The 14,218-nt window shown below is 36.9% G+C and carries 13 protein-coding genes; 6 read left to right on the forward strand and 7 right to left on the reverse strand.

Going from position 1 to position 14,218, the window contains the following annotated elements:
- Nucleotides 1–93: 93 nt before the first annotated feature.
- Nucleotides 94–1,140 carry a S1C family serine protease gene (locus DFQ03_RS06575; RefSeq protein ID WP_133672372.1) on the reverse strand — a complete coding sequence of 349 codons (1,047 nt, stop codon included), beginning with the start codon at nt 1,138–1,140 and terminating at the stop codon, nt 94–96.
- Nucleotides 1,141–1,471: 331 nt separating this feature from the next.
- Here DFQ03_RS06575 and DFQ03_RS06580 point away from each other — a divergent pair, with 331 nt between their 5' ends.
- From DFQ03_RS06580 to DFQ03_RS06595, 4 genes are all read left to right on the forward strand, one after another.
- Nucleotides 1,472–1,858: a response regulator gene (locus DFQ03_RS06580; RefSeq protein ID WP_133672373.1), complete on the forward strand. Its 387-nt coding sequence runs from the start codon at nt 1,472–1,474 to the stop codon at nt 1,856–1,858.
- A gap of 115 nt (nt 1,859–1,973) precedes the next feature.
- A complete protein-coding gene (locus DFQ03_RS06585; RefSeq protein ID WP_133672374.1) occupies nt 1,974–3,146 on the forward strand; it encodes a baeRF7 domain-containing protein in 1,173 nt (390 codons plus the stop codon).
- 117 nt (nt 3,147–3,263) lie between these two features.
- Nucleotides 3,264–3,956, forward strand: a complete 693-nt coding sequence (locus DFQ03_RS06590) for a LytR/AlgR family response regulator transcription factor (protein WP_133672375.1) — start codon at nt 3,264–3,266, stop codon at nt 3,954–3,956.
- A gap of 184 nt (nt 3,957–4,140) precedes the next feature.
- On the forward strand, nt 4,141–4,779 hold the full coding sequence (locus DFQ03_RS06595; protein WP_133672376.1) for a class I SAM-dependent methyltransferase: 639 nt from the start codon (nt 4,141–4,143) through the stop codon (nt 4,777–4,779).
- A 60-nt stretch (nt 4,780–4,839) separates the two neighbouring features.
- Here DFQ03_RS06595 and DFQ03_RS06600 read toward each other — a convergent pair whose 3' ends face one another.
- The 6 genes from DFQ03_RS06600 to DFQ03_RS06625 form a co-directional block, all read right to left on the reverse strand.
- A complete protein-coding gene (locus DFQ03_RS06600) occupies nt 4,840–5,481 on the reverse strand; it encodes a phosphoribosyltransferase (protein ID WP_133672377.1) in 642 nt (213 codons plus the stop codon).
- A gap of 11 nt (nt 5,482–5,492) precedes the next feature.
- On the reverse strand, nt 5,493–6,140 hold the full coding sequence (locus tag DFQ03_RS06605) for a dienelactone hydrolase family protein (protein ID WP_133672378.1): 648 nt from the start codon (nt 6,138–6,140) through the stop codon (nt 5,493–5,495).
- 248 nt (nt 6,141–6,388) lie between these two features.
- On the reverse strand, nt 6,389–7,369 hold the full coding sequence (locus DFQ03_RS06610; protein WP_133672379.1) for an MlaD family protein: 981 nt from the start codon (nt 7,367–7,369) through the stop codon (nt 6,389–6,391).
- A 4-nt stretch (nt 7,370–7,373) separates the two neighbouring features.
- Nucleotides 7,374–8,171 (reverse strand): ABC transporter ATP-binding protein, encoded by a 798-nt coding sequence (locus DFQ03_RS06615; protein WP_133672380.1) that lies wholly within the window; start codon nt 8,169–8,171, stop codon nt 7,374–7,376.
- A gap of 1 nt (nt 8,172) precedes the next feature.
- Complete coding sequence (locus DFQ03_RS06620) at nt 8,173–8,976, reverse strand: MlaE family ABC transporter permease (protein ID WP_133672381.1); 804 nt, start codon at nt 8,974–8,976, stop codon at nt 8,173–8,175.
- Between the two features lie 630 nt (nt 8,977–9,606).
- The gene (locus tag DFQ03_RS06625) at nt 9,607–10,359 is read right to left on the reverse strand and encodes an SDR family NAD(P)-dependent oxidoreductase (protein ID WP_133672382.1); all 753 of its coding nucleotides are present in this window, start codon (nt 10,357–10,359) and stop codon (nt 9,607–9,609) included.
- 305 nt (nt 10,360–10,664) lie between these two features.
- On the opposite strand from DFQ03_RS06625, the gene DFQ03_RS06630 reads away from it, so the two are divergent.
- Nucleotides 10,665–11,534: a helix-turn-helix domain-containing protein gene (locus DFQ03_RS06630; protein WP_133672383.1), complete on the forward strand. Its 870-nt coding sequence runs from the start codon at nt 10,665–10,667 to the stop codon at nt 11,532–11,534.
- A gap of 70 nt (nt 11,535–11,604) precedes the next feature.
- Nucleotides 11,605–13,776 carry an outer membrane protein assembly factor BamB family protein gene (locus DFQ03_RS06635; protein WP_133672384.1) on the forward strand — a complete coding sequence of 724 codons (2,172 nt, stop codon included), beginning with the start codon at nt 11,605–11,607 and terminating at the stop codon, nt 13,774–13,776.
- Nucleotides 13,777–14,218: the final 442 nt, after the last annotated feature.

Genomic DNA, 14,218 nt, shown 5'->3' on the forward strand with positions numbered 1-14,218 from the left:
CAAATGATTATTAATTTCAAAGAACTTATTATAATTGATGAATAATTATAGTGCTAAAATAATACGGGCATTACCTTTTTAAAATGACCTAGGTCAGTTTGGTGAAAATTTTTCAGTTTTCGGAATTATAAAAGCCAAATTCATGATTTTACCTTTTCTTAAAATTTTAGCTTTCAAGGTGTCACCGAATTGAAGATTATGTATGATAGCCCAAGCTTTGGTCATGTTTTTCTCATTGGTTAATGGTACATCATTAAAAGAAAGTAGAACATCACCACCAACAGCTATAGTATTGCCGTCTATCTGTAAGTGATAATATGATTCTTTCAAGCCTAGGTTTGCTCCTAATGATTGCGGAGCCACTTTTTGTACCAATACACCGGCAATTTGTGGTAAATTAAATATTTCTGCTAATGACCCGGTAATGAAATAAGCCTCAATTCCCGTCCACAGAGGTCTTTCATCACAAAGTAGTTCTTTTGCTATGTTAGAAGTAGCAGCGAAAGATATGCCTTGAAAACCTTTAGAATGACTTATAATAAAGCTGGCAATACCGATTACCTCTCCGTTCATATTAAATAATGGTCCGCCAGAACTACCCTCATTTACCGCGGCGTCGGTTTGTAAGAAATCGGTTTTTATGAACCCACTAGATACTTTTTCGGGAGAATATTTGCCACTTACATAACCTACGGATAAAGAATATCCTAGACCAAATGGCGAACCGATAACAAATACCTGGTCTCCAATTTTAACTTTATCCGAATCTGCCAAAGTAGCAACCGAAAGTGGAGTTTTTTTTAATTTGGTCAATCTAATTAATGCAACATCTGCCGTAGGATATGAGTATAGAACTTTAGCAGGCACTTCCTCGCCATCTGAAAAAACCACTTTAATAATAGCTGCATTTTGTACAATATGTGCAGCAGTCATTATATCGCCGTCATTTGAGATAACAAAGCCTGATCCAAGACCTTCTAAGGTGAGCAAGGTTTTAAAATTACCTTGGCTATATATTTCTGGTTGCCAAGTTTTTATGAGTACAACAGAAGCATTGGCCTCTTCATACAATTTGCTTATGTTTTGAGAAGTAATTTGTTTGGTATAGAATATGAAAAGTATAATTAGAATTATTTTCATTGCTAGATGTTGTAATTAAAAAAAATATTTAAACATTCGATACCCTTAGTCTTAAAAACTTAAAGAACAGCTCTAATTTTAGATGTTCTGATACTCAAGTTGAAGTTTAAAAGAAATTAGCAGTAAACTAAGATTAGCGATTTTAGTGTGGAATGATTTAAGTCATTCAGTTGCTGGCGAAACCCATTTCCGTAATTTATAATCGAATAATATTCAATGAAATTAGAGTATTTACCAGATTTCGATTAATTAATGGTATTATTCCTACTTAATATGTAGTTTTTTTGTATCTTTTTATATCCTCATAAGCTTGAACTTAATAGGTTGTATTATGATCAGTATTCTTATAATTGAAGATGAAAATGATATACGGGAAAATACTTCTGAACTTTTAGAACTGGAAGGCTACACTACACTAACAGCTGCTAATGGGAAAATTGGCTTGGAAAAGATTAAATCTAATATGCCAGATTTGATTTTATGTGATCTTCGCATGCCTGAAATGGATGGTTTTACGGTATTAAGTCATCTTGGTCAATATCCTGATTTAAAAAGAATTCCATTTGTTTTTTTTAGTGCTAAATCTGAAAAATTGGATATTAAGACTGGCATAGAAGCCGGAGCAGACGGCTATTTAGTAAAGCCTTTTGAGTTTAAAGATTTGTTGGCCATTATTGAAAAATGTCTTCATAAAATTAAGCGTTCTTCATTACAATAAATTAGATTTTACTTCTATAAAATCATTTAAGTTTTATTCAGATTTTCTTTTTTCCTGATTCAAATCATTTAGCTTTTTTGCTGCAATAGGTACATTGGTAGAAAATAGATAGAACATGTATACTGCAGAAAAACTACCGTTGTTAAAAACTACATTTGAATCTTTAATGGCAAAAAAGGCCTTTCATTGTGTGTCCATATATATATCAATGGATAAAAAGGGGATGCAACAAAATCTTCATTTGGCCCAAGCTAAATTGAAAAATTGTTTAAAAGAGGTTAGCACGGTATTGTTGCAATATCAATTGCACCAAAAGGAAGTAGAAGATTATCTTGAACCAATTACTCAATTGTTAGATAGAGTGGATTTATGGAGAAATCCATCTGACGGACTGGTAATTTTTTTAGATCCTGAAACGGGATTGCAGTATTTTAAAATACCAATTTCATTTGAAACACAAACATATGTAGCTAATCATTTTTATCTAAAACCACTATTACCGATTTACACTAATGATGGTACGTATTACCTACTTGAAATTAGTAGAGATTATGTTAAACTCTACAAAGCATCAAGATATCAATTTAAAGACCTATTTGTTGAAGATTTTGCGCCAAAGCGTTTAGAAGAAGCTGTTGGGTTTGATTATAGACCAAAAGTTTTACAATTTAGAAATGCAAATAATTTGAGTAGCGCAGGGGTGTTTCATGGTCATGGAGAAGGAAAGGATGATGATAAAAAAGAGATGGTAAAATTTTTTAGGGCTTTGGACAAGGGGCTTAAGAAGGTCATTGAAAACCAGAATGCACCATTATTATTAGCCTGTACAGACTATTTGTATAGTATTTATAAAGAGACAAGTACCTATAAAAATGTTTATGATGGGCATTTGGGTGGTGATCCAGAATTTAAGGTGAAGACTTCATTACATCAAGATTCTTGGAATTTAATAGCACCCTATTTTAAAAAACATGAATCTGAAATGATACAAAAATTTAAAGATTTAAGTTATTCGCAAAAAACCTCATACGAAATTGGAGAAATACTTAGAGCAACTTTTCAAGGTACTGTAGAGGTGCTGTTCGTTGAAAATGAAACCGATGTTTTTGGTACGTTCGATTTAAAAACAAATAGAGTATCCGTAGATAAAACAAAAGAAATAAGTAATACATCTTTAACCAATTTAGCTGCTTTAGAATGTTATAAGCGAGGTGGTAAGGTATACCTTTTGCCTACTGAGCAAATGCCGATGAAACACAGTAATTTAAACGCCATATTTAGGTATTGATCTTTAAGCTCAGAACTGTCTATAAATACTTAGAGAGCGAATGCTGACATTGAAATTCAGAAAATAATCACCATTTTTTAATTGATCAAATCTTTTAAAAAAACAAAAAAGAAAGACATGAAACTAAAATGTATTGTATTGGAGAAATCGATTATCCACCAAAAGGCAATAGAGAAAATGGTAAACTACCATCCTAATTTAGAAATGTCTGGTATATATAATAGTTCGTTAGAGGCTAACCAACATTTAAAGAACTATAATATTGATCTCATGTTCTTAGATGTAGATATGCCATTGCTTTCTGGTTTTGATTTTTTAGGATCATTAAAGAATCCTCCTAAAACAATTTTGACATCAAATAATGCTGATTATGCAGTTAAAGCATTTGAATATAATATTTCTTATTATTTGTTAAAACCCATTACAACGATCAGTTTTAATATTGCAGTTAGCAAGGTTTTAAAACACCATAATCTAATTTATCCTAAAAACGGCAATGGCGAATTTGTACTATTGAAAAGTAATTTTAAAAAGGTAAAAGTTGTACTACGCGATATAAAATGGGTGAAGGCCATAGGCGATTATGTAAAAATTGTAACCGATAAGCAAAATTTTGTGGTTCAGTTTACCATGAAGCGATTTGAAAAAATGCTACCTGACGACAAATTTTTAAGAATTCATAAATCCTATATAGTGAACTTAAGAAGTATAGATCAGTTTACTAGTAGAAATGTTGAAATAAATGGAAACTCATTGCCTATGAGCAGAAGCAAAAAACAACTGCTTGAAAATAAATTGATGTTTAACTGATAACCAATCGGTCTTTATTGATATTATTTTAAAATAATTAAAGAAATTAGGCTTGATCACATTTATTTTGAATTCGTATATCTGACAGTTATTTTTTGTGACAAAATAAAATATACAGAGTGATTCAGGTCATTTTACGGATCTTTTATTCTTACGATTTTTAAGTAATTAATAAACAGAAGTTATGGTGTATACAAAAATATTTGATCAGAATGTTGAAGCTTATGAGCAATGGTACCAGGATTACCCTGAGGTATTTGAATCAGAACTTTTGGCGATAAAAGAACAGTTACAGAAACTGCCCGAGAACCTGAAAGGTATTGAAGTGGGTTTGGGAACAGGTAGATTTTCAGAACCTTTAGGTATAAAAGAAGGAGTAGAGCCTTCAAAAGAAATGGCTGCATTGGCTATTAAAAGAGGAGTTTCGGTTTTAAACGGTTATGCCGAACAGTTACCTTTCGGAGATCTAAGATTCGATTTTGTTCTCTTTGTTACAGTTTGTCATTTAGATAACATAAAACACGCTTTTGCCGAAGCATATAGGGTTCTTAAACCTGCAGGAGCAATAGTAATTGGTTTTTTGGATAGCGAAAGAAGTATAGCCCAGCAATATTTAGAAAAGCGCCATAGAAGTACGTTTTTTGCAAAGGCAAATTTTTATACAGTCAGTAGAATAGAGGTCCTTTTGAAAGAAGCAGGCTTTAAAAGTTTAGAATTCAATCAAACACTATTTGGCAATTTAGATGACATAAAAGAGGTTCAAATGTCTAAAGAAGGTTTTGGAGAAGGATCTTTTGTTGTTGTAAAAGCCATTAAAAAATAGCGGAAGGCATATAAGTTGAAATGTTCATATTATTTAAATAACTCGATTAGAAATTTTTGATCAATTATTAGTAACTTCTTTAGAATTGAAATAATCTAATATTTGAATGGCTTTTTGGTCAGTAACCTCCTCGAAATTTTTATAAAATTGCCCTACAGCTCTAAAATTATCTGGTTGTAAAATACAAATGACTTCTTCTACATGTTCTAAATTACTTATTTTATAAATTGCAGATGGTGGTGCAACGGGTATTGCAATTATAATTTTAGAAGGTTTTTGTTTGTGTACCAAAGCTATTGTTGCCAATAGGGTGTTACCAGTGGCAATACCATCATCAACAATTATAACTGTCTTTTTTTGTAAATTTAAAGGAGAGCGATTTTTATAATATTGTTTGTACCGTTCTTTTAGTGATTTACGAATACGCTCTGTCTCTCTATCAATATAATTTTTATCAAAAACCATTGAGTTTGATAGTATTATACTTTCAAGGCTAACTGCGCCGATCGCGTATTCCTTATTATTTGGATGCCCTATTTTTTTTGTTAATACTACATCTAATGGCGCATTTAGAAACTTTGCTACAGATGCTCCAATTGGTAGTCCGCCTCTTGGTATTGCCAAGATTATTACTTCTTCGTCTTTGTATTTTGCTAATAGTATAGCTAGTTGACTGCCTGCATCATTTCTATCTTCAAACATTGTTTTGATTTTTAACTTTTTAGATATGTAGCAAACCAATTAGCCGATATTTGCGCCACTTCATTTAATTTGCCCGGTTCTTCGAATAAGTGACTTGCCTTTGGTATTATTTCTAGTTTGCGTTGGCAGTGTAGTTTTTGATAAGCTTTTTCATTAAGTTCAATTACAACATCATCATTGCCGCCTACTATGAGTAATGTGGCAGCTGTTACCTTTGATATGTCGTTTATGGCAAGGTCTGGTCGCCCACCTCTAGAAACTACCGCTTTAATTAGTTCTTCATAAAAGGCAGCGGCCCTTAATGCCGAGGCTGCACCTGTACTTGCTCCAAAATATCCAATCGATAATTTTTTTGTTTCTTTTAGTTGTTGTACCCATTGCGTTACGTCAATAAGCCGTAGGGTCAGTAAATCTATATCAAATCTATTTTTGTATATGCTATCTTCATCTTCAGTCAATAAATCAAAAAGTAAAGTAGCCAGGTCATTTTTTTGTAATACTTCAGCAACAAAGTTGTTACGAGGACTAAGACGGCTACTACCGCTACCATGAGAAAAAATGACCAGACCTATAGCATTTTTAGGAATAACTAAGTCTCCTTTTAGAATAACTCCGTCTAACTGAATATTGACAGCTTTATGGTTGAAATTATTTTCCATTTTTAGCTTTTTTCACAAAGACTTAAATGTAATGGAAGAAGGGAATTTGACAAATGATCCAAGTCATTTATACTTTTTCAATAAAATAATCTAAGAGCACAAAAGCCTGTTTTATAACTTTAGTTCGTAAGAATCTATAATGTAGAAGGATCATTTTGTGTTCAATTGATTTTCACAGCAATGAGTTAAGGTAAGAGAAGCTCTTTTTTCTTTAGAATTACGGTTCAAACTTTATACATATATTCCACTTAAAGTTTGTTTAACTTTTTTTCTTGCTTCTCTAATTTTCTGAAGTAGCCTCTAGTTAAAAAATTATGTTTTAGTGCTTCCATGTTTTCGTTGAATCTTTCTGTTCCTTGCTCAATATTTTGCATGCTTCGCTCAAGTTGATTTACAAATAATGAGTCTTTAGCCAGGTAAGAAATAGCACCTTGTCCATCATTTATTTCTGCAATAATAAGGTTTAGGTTTTTAGACATTTGATCAATTTCTGAAGAGGTAGTCTCCAAGTTTTGAATAACATTTTTTATTCTTCTACCAGAAAGGGTATCATTTAATAAAACATCCGCAGTACTTTCCTTAAAATTAAATTGACCTACTATATCGTTCAAATTGGTAATAGTTGCATTTGCTTTATAACTTGTGTTTTTTAAATTAATAATAGTTTTATGCAAGTCGTTGGCCATTATGGTATCATTTAATAACCTACCTAGCGTTCCTTGCCCATTTGTAAGGGTCTTTGAAATCTTTAACAGATCGGCAGTTAATAATGCGGCATTTTCATTGGTAATGCTCAATGTACTCATCATATCTTGTGTGCCTATTTTGTTTGAAGATAATAGCTGATCTCCAGGGCTTATTTTAGAAGAAATACCTTCACCTGGAATAATATTGATTAACATACTGCCAACCAGACCATTTGTGCCGATACTGGCAATGGCATTTTTTTTAATATGGTTACGCATATTATCTTGTATAACCATACGAACCTGTATTGTGGTGTCGTTGATCATTTCTATGCCATTTACAGTGCCAACATTAATGCCGGAAAAGCGAACGTTATTTCCATTTTGGAGTCCGGTGGCATTTTTAAATACTGCCGTAATTTCAAATGTTTTACTGAACATATTCTGTCGATTTCCAATAAGATATGCTGCAATTAGAAGTAGTATAGTACCTAATACTACAAAAATGCCTAACCTTAAGTTTTCCAATTTTGTATTTGCCATAATCTTATTTTTTAAAGAATGCTTCTACTTTTGGGTCTGTCGATGCCGATAATTCTGAATAAGTGCCTTCGGCATAATTAATGCCATCTACTAAAAGAACCATTCGTTCAGAAATTACTCTAGCACAATCCACATCATGAGTGATTATTAAAGAACTGGTACCGTACTTTTTTTGAATACTTCTCATTAACTCAATTATTTCTTTTGCCGTTATTGGATCTAAACCACTTGTGGGCTCGTCGTATAGAATAATCTTTGGTTTCAAAATAAGTGTTCGTGCTAATGCTACACGCCTTTTCATACCACCGGAAAGTTCATCTGGCATTAAATTCATGGTATGTGCCAAACCAACATTTTCCAAGGCTTCTAAAACTAGGGGAGTTGTATCTTTTACAATCCCCAATTTGTCTCGGTGCCGTCGCATTGGGAATTCTAAATTCTCACGAACGGTCATGGAATCATACAAGGCACTGCCTTGAAATAGAAAACCGATATCTGAACGTAATTCATCTAAGGTTTGTCTATCTAACGTTGATATTTCCTTGCCCATTACTTCAATATAGCCACTGTCAGGAGCCATTAACCCTACCAGACATTTGATCATTACCGATTTTCCAGAACCAGATTTTCCCATAACAACTAGATTTTCACCTTCGTAAAGCACTAAGTTGAATCCATTTAAAACATGGTTCTCACCAAAACTCTTAGTAACGTTATTTAAGCGAATGACCGCTTTTTGTTCAAAATTGTCTTTCGATTTTTGATGTTCATTAGTTTTTATTTTGGGTGTATCCTTATTCATATCATAGTTCATAGAAAATATCAGAAACGAATACCGCAATAAAATCGACTATAAATAATAATAGTGATGCCATGACAACGGCCGTGTTTGCAGATATACCAACACCTACTGTTCCTTTTTTACAATAATAGCCCTTAAAGCAACCTACTAGACCAATTACAAAACCAAAAAAGAATGATTTTATAGTTGCAGGTATTAAATCTCCAAAGCTGAGTGCATCAAAAACGGTATTAAAATAGAGTTGAAAAGAAACTTGTCCTTTTAGATTCTCTACTAGCGCCGAACCTAGCAAGGCGATTAAATCTCCAAATACGATTAAAATGGGAATCATTAATGTGGTGGCCAGAATTCGTGTTACCACTAAATACTTAAATGGGTTGGTACCAGATACTTCCATTGCATCAATCTGTTCTGTAACCCGCATAGAACCTAATTCTGCACCTATGCCCGAAGCAATTCTGCCAGCGCAAATTAGGGCGGTAATTACCGGTCCTATTTCCCTAACAATAGAAATACCGACCATATTCGGCATCATAGATACTGCCCCAAATTGAATCATTGTAGGTCTAGACTGTAATGTTAGTACCAAACCTATAATAAAACCGGTCATACCTACTAACATTAAAGATCGGTTACCCATTTGATAGCACTGTCGTAACAACTCTTTAAATTCAAAAGGCACAGAAAAAAGTTCTTTAAAAAAACGACGTGCGAAAAAAGACAGTTCTCCAATTTGAATAAAAAACTGTTTTAATCGCCCAAGTATTTTAGATATCTCAAATACTGAGGGTATACTCTCTGCCATATTCAAATGTAAAAGGAAACTGTTGTTCTTAAAATGACTAATGTCATGGCAGACAATCGAGAGCAGTTATGATAAAGTTAATGGGTTTAAAATGTAAATAAGGCTAAACTAGCCTATTCAAAAGATTTATTTAAAACCAAAAAACCCTGCAAATTTAATATTTGCAGGGTTTGGATTCTTGTGACCTCAACGGGACAGAGTTCTAACTTTTTGAAGGAAGATATTAAGATTATTATCGATAAATCATTTCATATTAGAAGTGCTTGATTTTAATTCATTTAAGAAGTTTTATGTTTTAAATTACCCGAAATGGTTTTGTTTTAAAAAAAGTTCCTTTCGCGGGACGGCTTGAAATATCAAAGTTGGGTAGGGATAGAGAATGAAACTTGTCCGCTGCAATTAATCGGCCTTACCAACAAATTCGTGCGGGTATACTATGTGTCGGATATTTAATTGTAGCTGATTTTTTTCACCGCAGACGAATGCTACACCATCGGCCCTGGCTAAGATTTCGGCTTGGCAAATCCGCAAGGGTTTTCCAAGATCGGAATCCAGCCGCTTTTTTAAAGTTAAGGTTTTTGGTTTTTCAAGGGAAAGCTGAATTATGGCCAACTTAAGTGAGCTGCCTTTTTAGTGGATACTATATCCCCCATCAACCACAAGCGTATGTCCAATTACTAGACTTGCAGAATCACTGCAAAGCCAAAGTACGGCATTGGCAATTTCCTCTGAACGACCTAAACGACCTATCGGAACGTCTTTCAACATTTCATTTATTGCGTCTCCTTGTCCGTCCGCTATCATTTGGTCGGCCATTGCAGTATGAATTAGTCCCGGGCAAATGGTATTTATTCGAATTCCTTGTGAAGCGTATTCCAATGCCGCACTTTTTGTGAGTCCGATTACTCCGTGTTTTGAAGCGTGATAAGTTCCTCTTTGTGCGCCACCTAAAATTCCTCCAATTGAAGAACAATTCACGATTGCGCCACTTTTTTGTTTACGCATTTGCTGTAGTTCGTATTTCATACAACTCCAGACACCTCGAAGGTTAATATTCATTACTCTGTCAAAATCCTCACGCGTTTGGTCTGCAGCATCTGCAAGGGCATTTTGTACGCCTGCATTATTATAAGCAGCGTCAATTCTTCCAAATGTTTTTACAGTTTTTTCAATCATGGCTTTAACCTGCTCGTCATCAGATACATCACAAGCAATGGCAAGCGTAGTAAATCCTTTGTCCGATAGTTTTTGAGATGCAATATTTACTGCATTTTCGTCCCAGTCGGCTAAAACTATAGATGCTCCAGCTTCGCCAAATACTTTTGCCGTTGCAAATCCCAATCCTGATGCAGCTCCTGTAACAAGTGCTATTTTTCCTTTCATAATAGTTATATAGTTTTATAGGTCTTTTTATTAGGTTGCACAAAAGCGAATATAGTTATCAATCAGTACACGCCTATTTAGTAAATGATTATATCCAACTTTGAGCCCCAGGCTATGATTTTTGGAGTACAATAAAAACGGCTGATTGCTCATAGAGTTTGGTAAAATAGGCAAAATTACCGAAAAACTCTCCTTTGCGGTACTCTTGATAAACATAAAAAAAAATAAATGAAACTTAGCGTATGTGCGTATAAATCTCCCTAACATTGGCTAACTTTTTAGTTTGATTTTCATAATTTAGGGACATGAAGATTAGAACGACAACACCCTCCCAAGAGTTCGTGACCGATTTAAAGCTAAAGGGCTTTAAGGTCATCAAAATCGAACCGACGGCAAAGGGATATATCGAATATACCCGAAGGGACTTCTACAAAATGGCTCTGGTAAAGGGCAAGGTCAAAGTGCATCAGGCAAACGAGCATTTTGTCTTTGAGGGTGCGTACCTGCGGTTTTCCAACCCCCATCTTCCGTATTCCTCCGAAGTATTGTCTAAAAACTATGAAGGCTATGCGTGTTTCTTCATAGAGGAATTTCTAAATCCGGGACGTCATTCAAAGAGCCTTCAACAATCCCCGATATTCAGGATAGGGGCCGCCCCGGCGGTTGAACTTAATGAACGTCAATGGGACAGCATGGCCGACATTTTTGAAAGATTGTTATCGGAACAAGACCAGAACCATGATTTTAAGGTGGACATTATACGCACCTACATTACCCTGCTTATTCAAGAGGCCTTGAAGATGGATTCCTTTCAGGCGGATAAACCTTATCAAAAGGCTCCGTTAAGAATTACAGCTAGATTTTTGGAGCTTATAGAGCAACAATACCCAATAGTAAGTCCGGACCGACCGGTACAGCTTCGGACGGCTATGGACTTTGCCAGGCATCTTTCCGTACACGTCAACTACCTGAACCGCATGGTCAAGGATACCACAGGAAAGACCAGTACCGAACATATTGCAGAACGTGTTGTTGGCGAGGCAAAGGCCTTATTAAAACATACGGATTGGAATATTTCAGAAATTGCCCATGCCTTGGGTTTCGAGTACCCGAACTACTTTAATGCCTTTTTTAAAAAGAGAACTGGGGCCATACCCAAATCCTTCCGGCAATAATATTTGAAATACTTACTTTTTAGTTTGATTTTCTGAATTTTGTTTGTTCTGTCTATTATAATTTTATGGGATGGAACAATTACCGAGGAAAATGAAAAAACGAACTAGAGTAAAAACATTAAGAGGCACCTTTGTGATGTCCATATTACTTTGTTTCTTAGGCTGTGCGACCGAAGAAAAAAAAGAAAATGGGTCGTGGGCCTATCATCGAGGGGATGCGGCAAGCTCAAATTACTCCACTTTGGACGAAATCAATCCCTCGAACGTGGCCCGATTACAACCGGTTTGGACGTTTAACATAAAGGACATGTCTGCGGATGCCCGCCCCGGACTGAGCCAATGCACGCCCATCATTGTCGATGGTGCACTTTATACCGTATCCGCAAAAGGATGGCTCTATGCCTTGGATGCCAAAACAGGGGATCAAATCTGGTCCTTCGACCCTTTTGATGGAGGGGAAGGTGGTGGCACCGTCCGTGGAGTTTCCTATTGGGAAAGTGGCGAAGATAAGCGTATTATTTTCGGGTCAGGGGACCGTCTTTTGGCCGTGAACGCCCAAAACGGAAAACGCGTTGGGGAATTTGGGGACAATGGAGGCGTGGATTTAAAGATCGGTCTTCGCGATGACCCGAAGGACCTCTTTATCGCCCTGACGACCCCGGGAATCGTTTATAAAGATCTTATTATTGTAGGTGGCAGGTTGCAGGACCTGTACGGTTCGCCCCCTGGATATATCCGGGCCTACGACTGCCGCACGGGAGAACTGGTCTGGACGTTCCATACCATACCACTTCCCGGAGAACCCGGATATGAGACGTGGCCGAAGGAGGCCTATAAAACGGCGGGAGGCGTAAACAACTGGGCGGGCATGAGCCTTGACAGTGAACGCGATATGGTCTTCATCTCGTTGGGTTCGCCATCCTACGATTTTTACGGGGCCGACCGTCTGGGCGAGAACCTATATGGTAATTGCGTTTTGGCGTTGAAGGCCTCCACGGGGGAATATGTCTGGCATTACCAGACCGTGCACCATGATGTTTGGGATTACGATCTACCGGCCCCTCCAAATTTGGTTACCCTAAATCGGGACGGCAAAAAAATCGATGCGGTGGCCCAGATTACCAAACAAGGGTTTGTTTTTGTTCTGGATCGGGAAACGGGGGAATCCCTTTTTCCCGTCGAGGAACGAAAAGTTCCACCTTCCTATATGCCAGGGGAAGAAGCTTGGCCTACGCAACCCTTTCCGCTCAAACCCGAACCGTATGCACGGCAGACTTTTACAGAGGAAGAATTGGCCAATTACAGCGAAGACAACCATGATTCCCTTTTAAAAAAGTTCCGCTCGCTTCGATACGAGGGAATGTTCACGCCCCCCGACCTGAAAGGCACATTTATGTTTCCTGGCACAAGGGGCGGGGCGCAATGGGGCGGAGCGGCCTTTGACAAGGAAACTTCGACTCTTTTTATCCGTTCCATGGATGCTGCAGAGCTCATCACTATCGTTGAGGAAAAAATTGATGTGGGTGCGAACGCTTCGCTGATGGAACAAGGGGCGGCTCTCTATGGCTCTTATTGTGCCTCTTGCCATGGCCCTGAGAAAAAAGGAAGTGATGTGTATCCCTCCCTGATCGATATCGGTTCAAGGTTGTCCAAGGAGATAATCAACCAAAAGATCATGAACGGTGTCGGTATGATGCCCGGGTACTCCAGTATATTCGACGAAGGCCAACAAGAAGCGATAATGGCCTATATGCTCGAACTGGAGGGAGGTTCCAGTACAACGGCCAATAAAACCGTCGTCGACAACAGTACCGAGGAAACAAGATACCTGAACACCACGGGCTATACGACTTGGACGGATTCCGAGGGGAGGCCAGCGGTAAAACCGCCTTGGGGCGCTTTGAACGCCCTGAACCTATCGACAGGGGAATATTATTGGAAAGTTCCTTTGGGCAACTACGAGGAACTTCAGGAAGCAGGAGCGCCGCCCACGGGACAGGAAGGCAAGTCGGGGCCAGTAGTTACCGCTGGAGGGCTGATATTTATAAGTGGTTCGGAAGATAAACAATTGCGCGCCATCGATAAGGCAACAGGGGAAACCCTTTGGCAGACTACCCTTCCGGCCATGGCCAACGCTACCGCCTGTACCTACGAAGTGGAAGGAAAACAGTTTGTAACGATTTCAGTTGGAGGAACCAAGGAAAATCCATCGGGTTCTGTGATGGCGTTTGCGCTGCCATGATTTGAGCTGAAATTGAACCAGGTAATAAAAAAAGTTTGAGTCCCAAAAAAACGCCGATTTACGGAGCATCACGTTGGGGTAAGAAGCAAATCTATTATTAGTCCCATTTTCCGTCCTTTTTAGTAGTTTCGTTAATAGGCCTTTTACGGTACACTTGAAATTTACAAAACCCCCTGGTCGGCAAGATGCCCAATTCGTTATTTGTGATAATTCCAATCATTTATATTCAGTCAATCCTGTTAGGTTGAGATTCTTCATAATAGATTTCCAATCAAGTAATAACTTTTTTAATAATCAATTTTAAGAATTTTTAATGGTCCATTTGAGCTTAAATTTCTTTTATTGGACCACCCATTACACCACCAGTTACACCACCTATTTAAAGAAGTTGATTTTGATGAAAAGAGGACACTGCTCGATTCAATTTTAAGTTCTGTTTCTT

It is taken from the genome of Maribacter caenipelagi (assembly GCF_004364175.1).
GTDB classification, from domain to species: Bacteria; Bacteroidota; Bacteroidia; order Flavobacteriales; family Flavobacteriaceae; genus Maribacter; species Maribacter caenipelagi.

Coding starts and splice junctions, on each gene's coding strand:
- DFQ03_RS06575 (WP_133672372.1), bottom strand. CDS start 1,140: ATGAAAATAATTCTAATTATACTTTTCATATTCTATACCAAACAAATT.
- DFQ03_RS06580 (WP_133672373.1), top strand. CDS start 1,472: ATGATCAGTATTCTTATAATTGAAGATGAAAATGATATACGGGAAAAT.
- DFQ03_RS06585 (WP_133672374.1), top strand. CDS start 1,974: ATGTATACTGCAGAAAAACTACCGTTGTTAAAAACTACATTTGAATCT.
- DFQ03_RS06590 (WP_133672375.1), top strand. CDS start 3,264: ATGAAACTAAAATGTATTGTATTGGAGAAATCGATTATCCACCAAAAG.
- DFQ03_RS06595 (WP_133672376.1), top strand. CDS start 4,141: ATGGTGTATACAAAAATATTTGATCAGAATGTTGAAGCTTATGAGCAA.
- DFQ03_RS06600 (WP_133672377.1), bottom strand. CDS start 5,481: ATGTTTGAAGATAGAAATGATGCAGGCAGTCAACTAGCTATACTATTA.
- DFQ03_RS06605 (WP_133672378.1), bottom strand. CDS start 6,140: ATGGAAAATAATTTCAACCATAAAGCTGTCAATATTCAGTTAGACGGA.
- DFQ03_RS06610 (WP_133672379.1), bottom strand. CDS start 7,369: ATGGCAAATACAAAATTGGAAAACTTAAGGTTAGGCATTTTTGTAGTA.
- DFQ03_RS06615 (WP_133672380.1), bottom strand. CDS start 8,171: ATGAATAAGGATACACCCAAAATAAAAACTAATGAACATCAAAAATCG.
- DFQ03_RS06620 (WP_133672381.1), bottom strand. CDS start 8,976: ATGGCAGAGAGTATACCCTCAGTATTTGAGATATCTAAAATACTTGGG.
- DFQ03_RS06625 (WP_133672382.1), bottom strand. CDS start 10,359: ATGAAAGGAAAAATAGCACTTGTTACAGGAGCTGCATCAGGATTGGGA.
- DFQ03_RS06630 (WP_133672383.1), top strand. CDS start 10,665: ATGAAGATTAGAACGACAACACCCTCCCAAGAGTTCGTGACCGATTTA.
- DFQ03_RS06635 (WP_133672384.1), top strand. CDS start 11,605: ATGGAACAATTACCGAGGAAAATGAAAAAACGAACTAGAGTAAAAACA.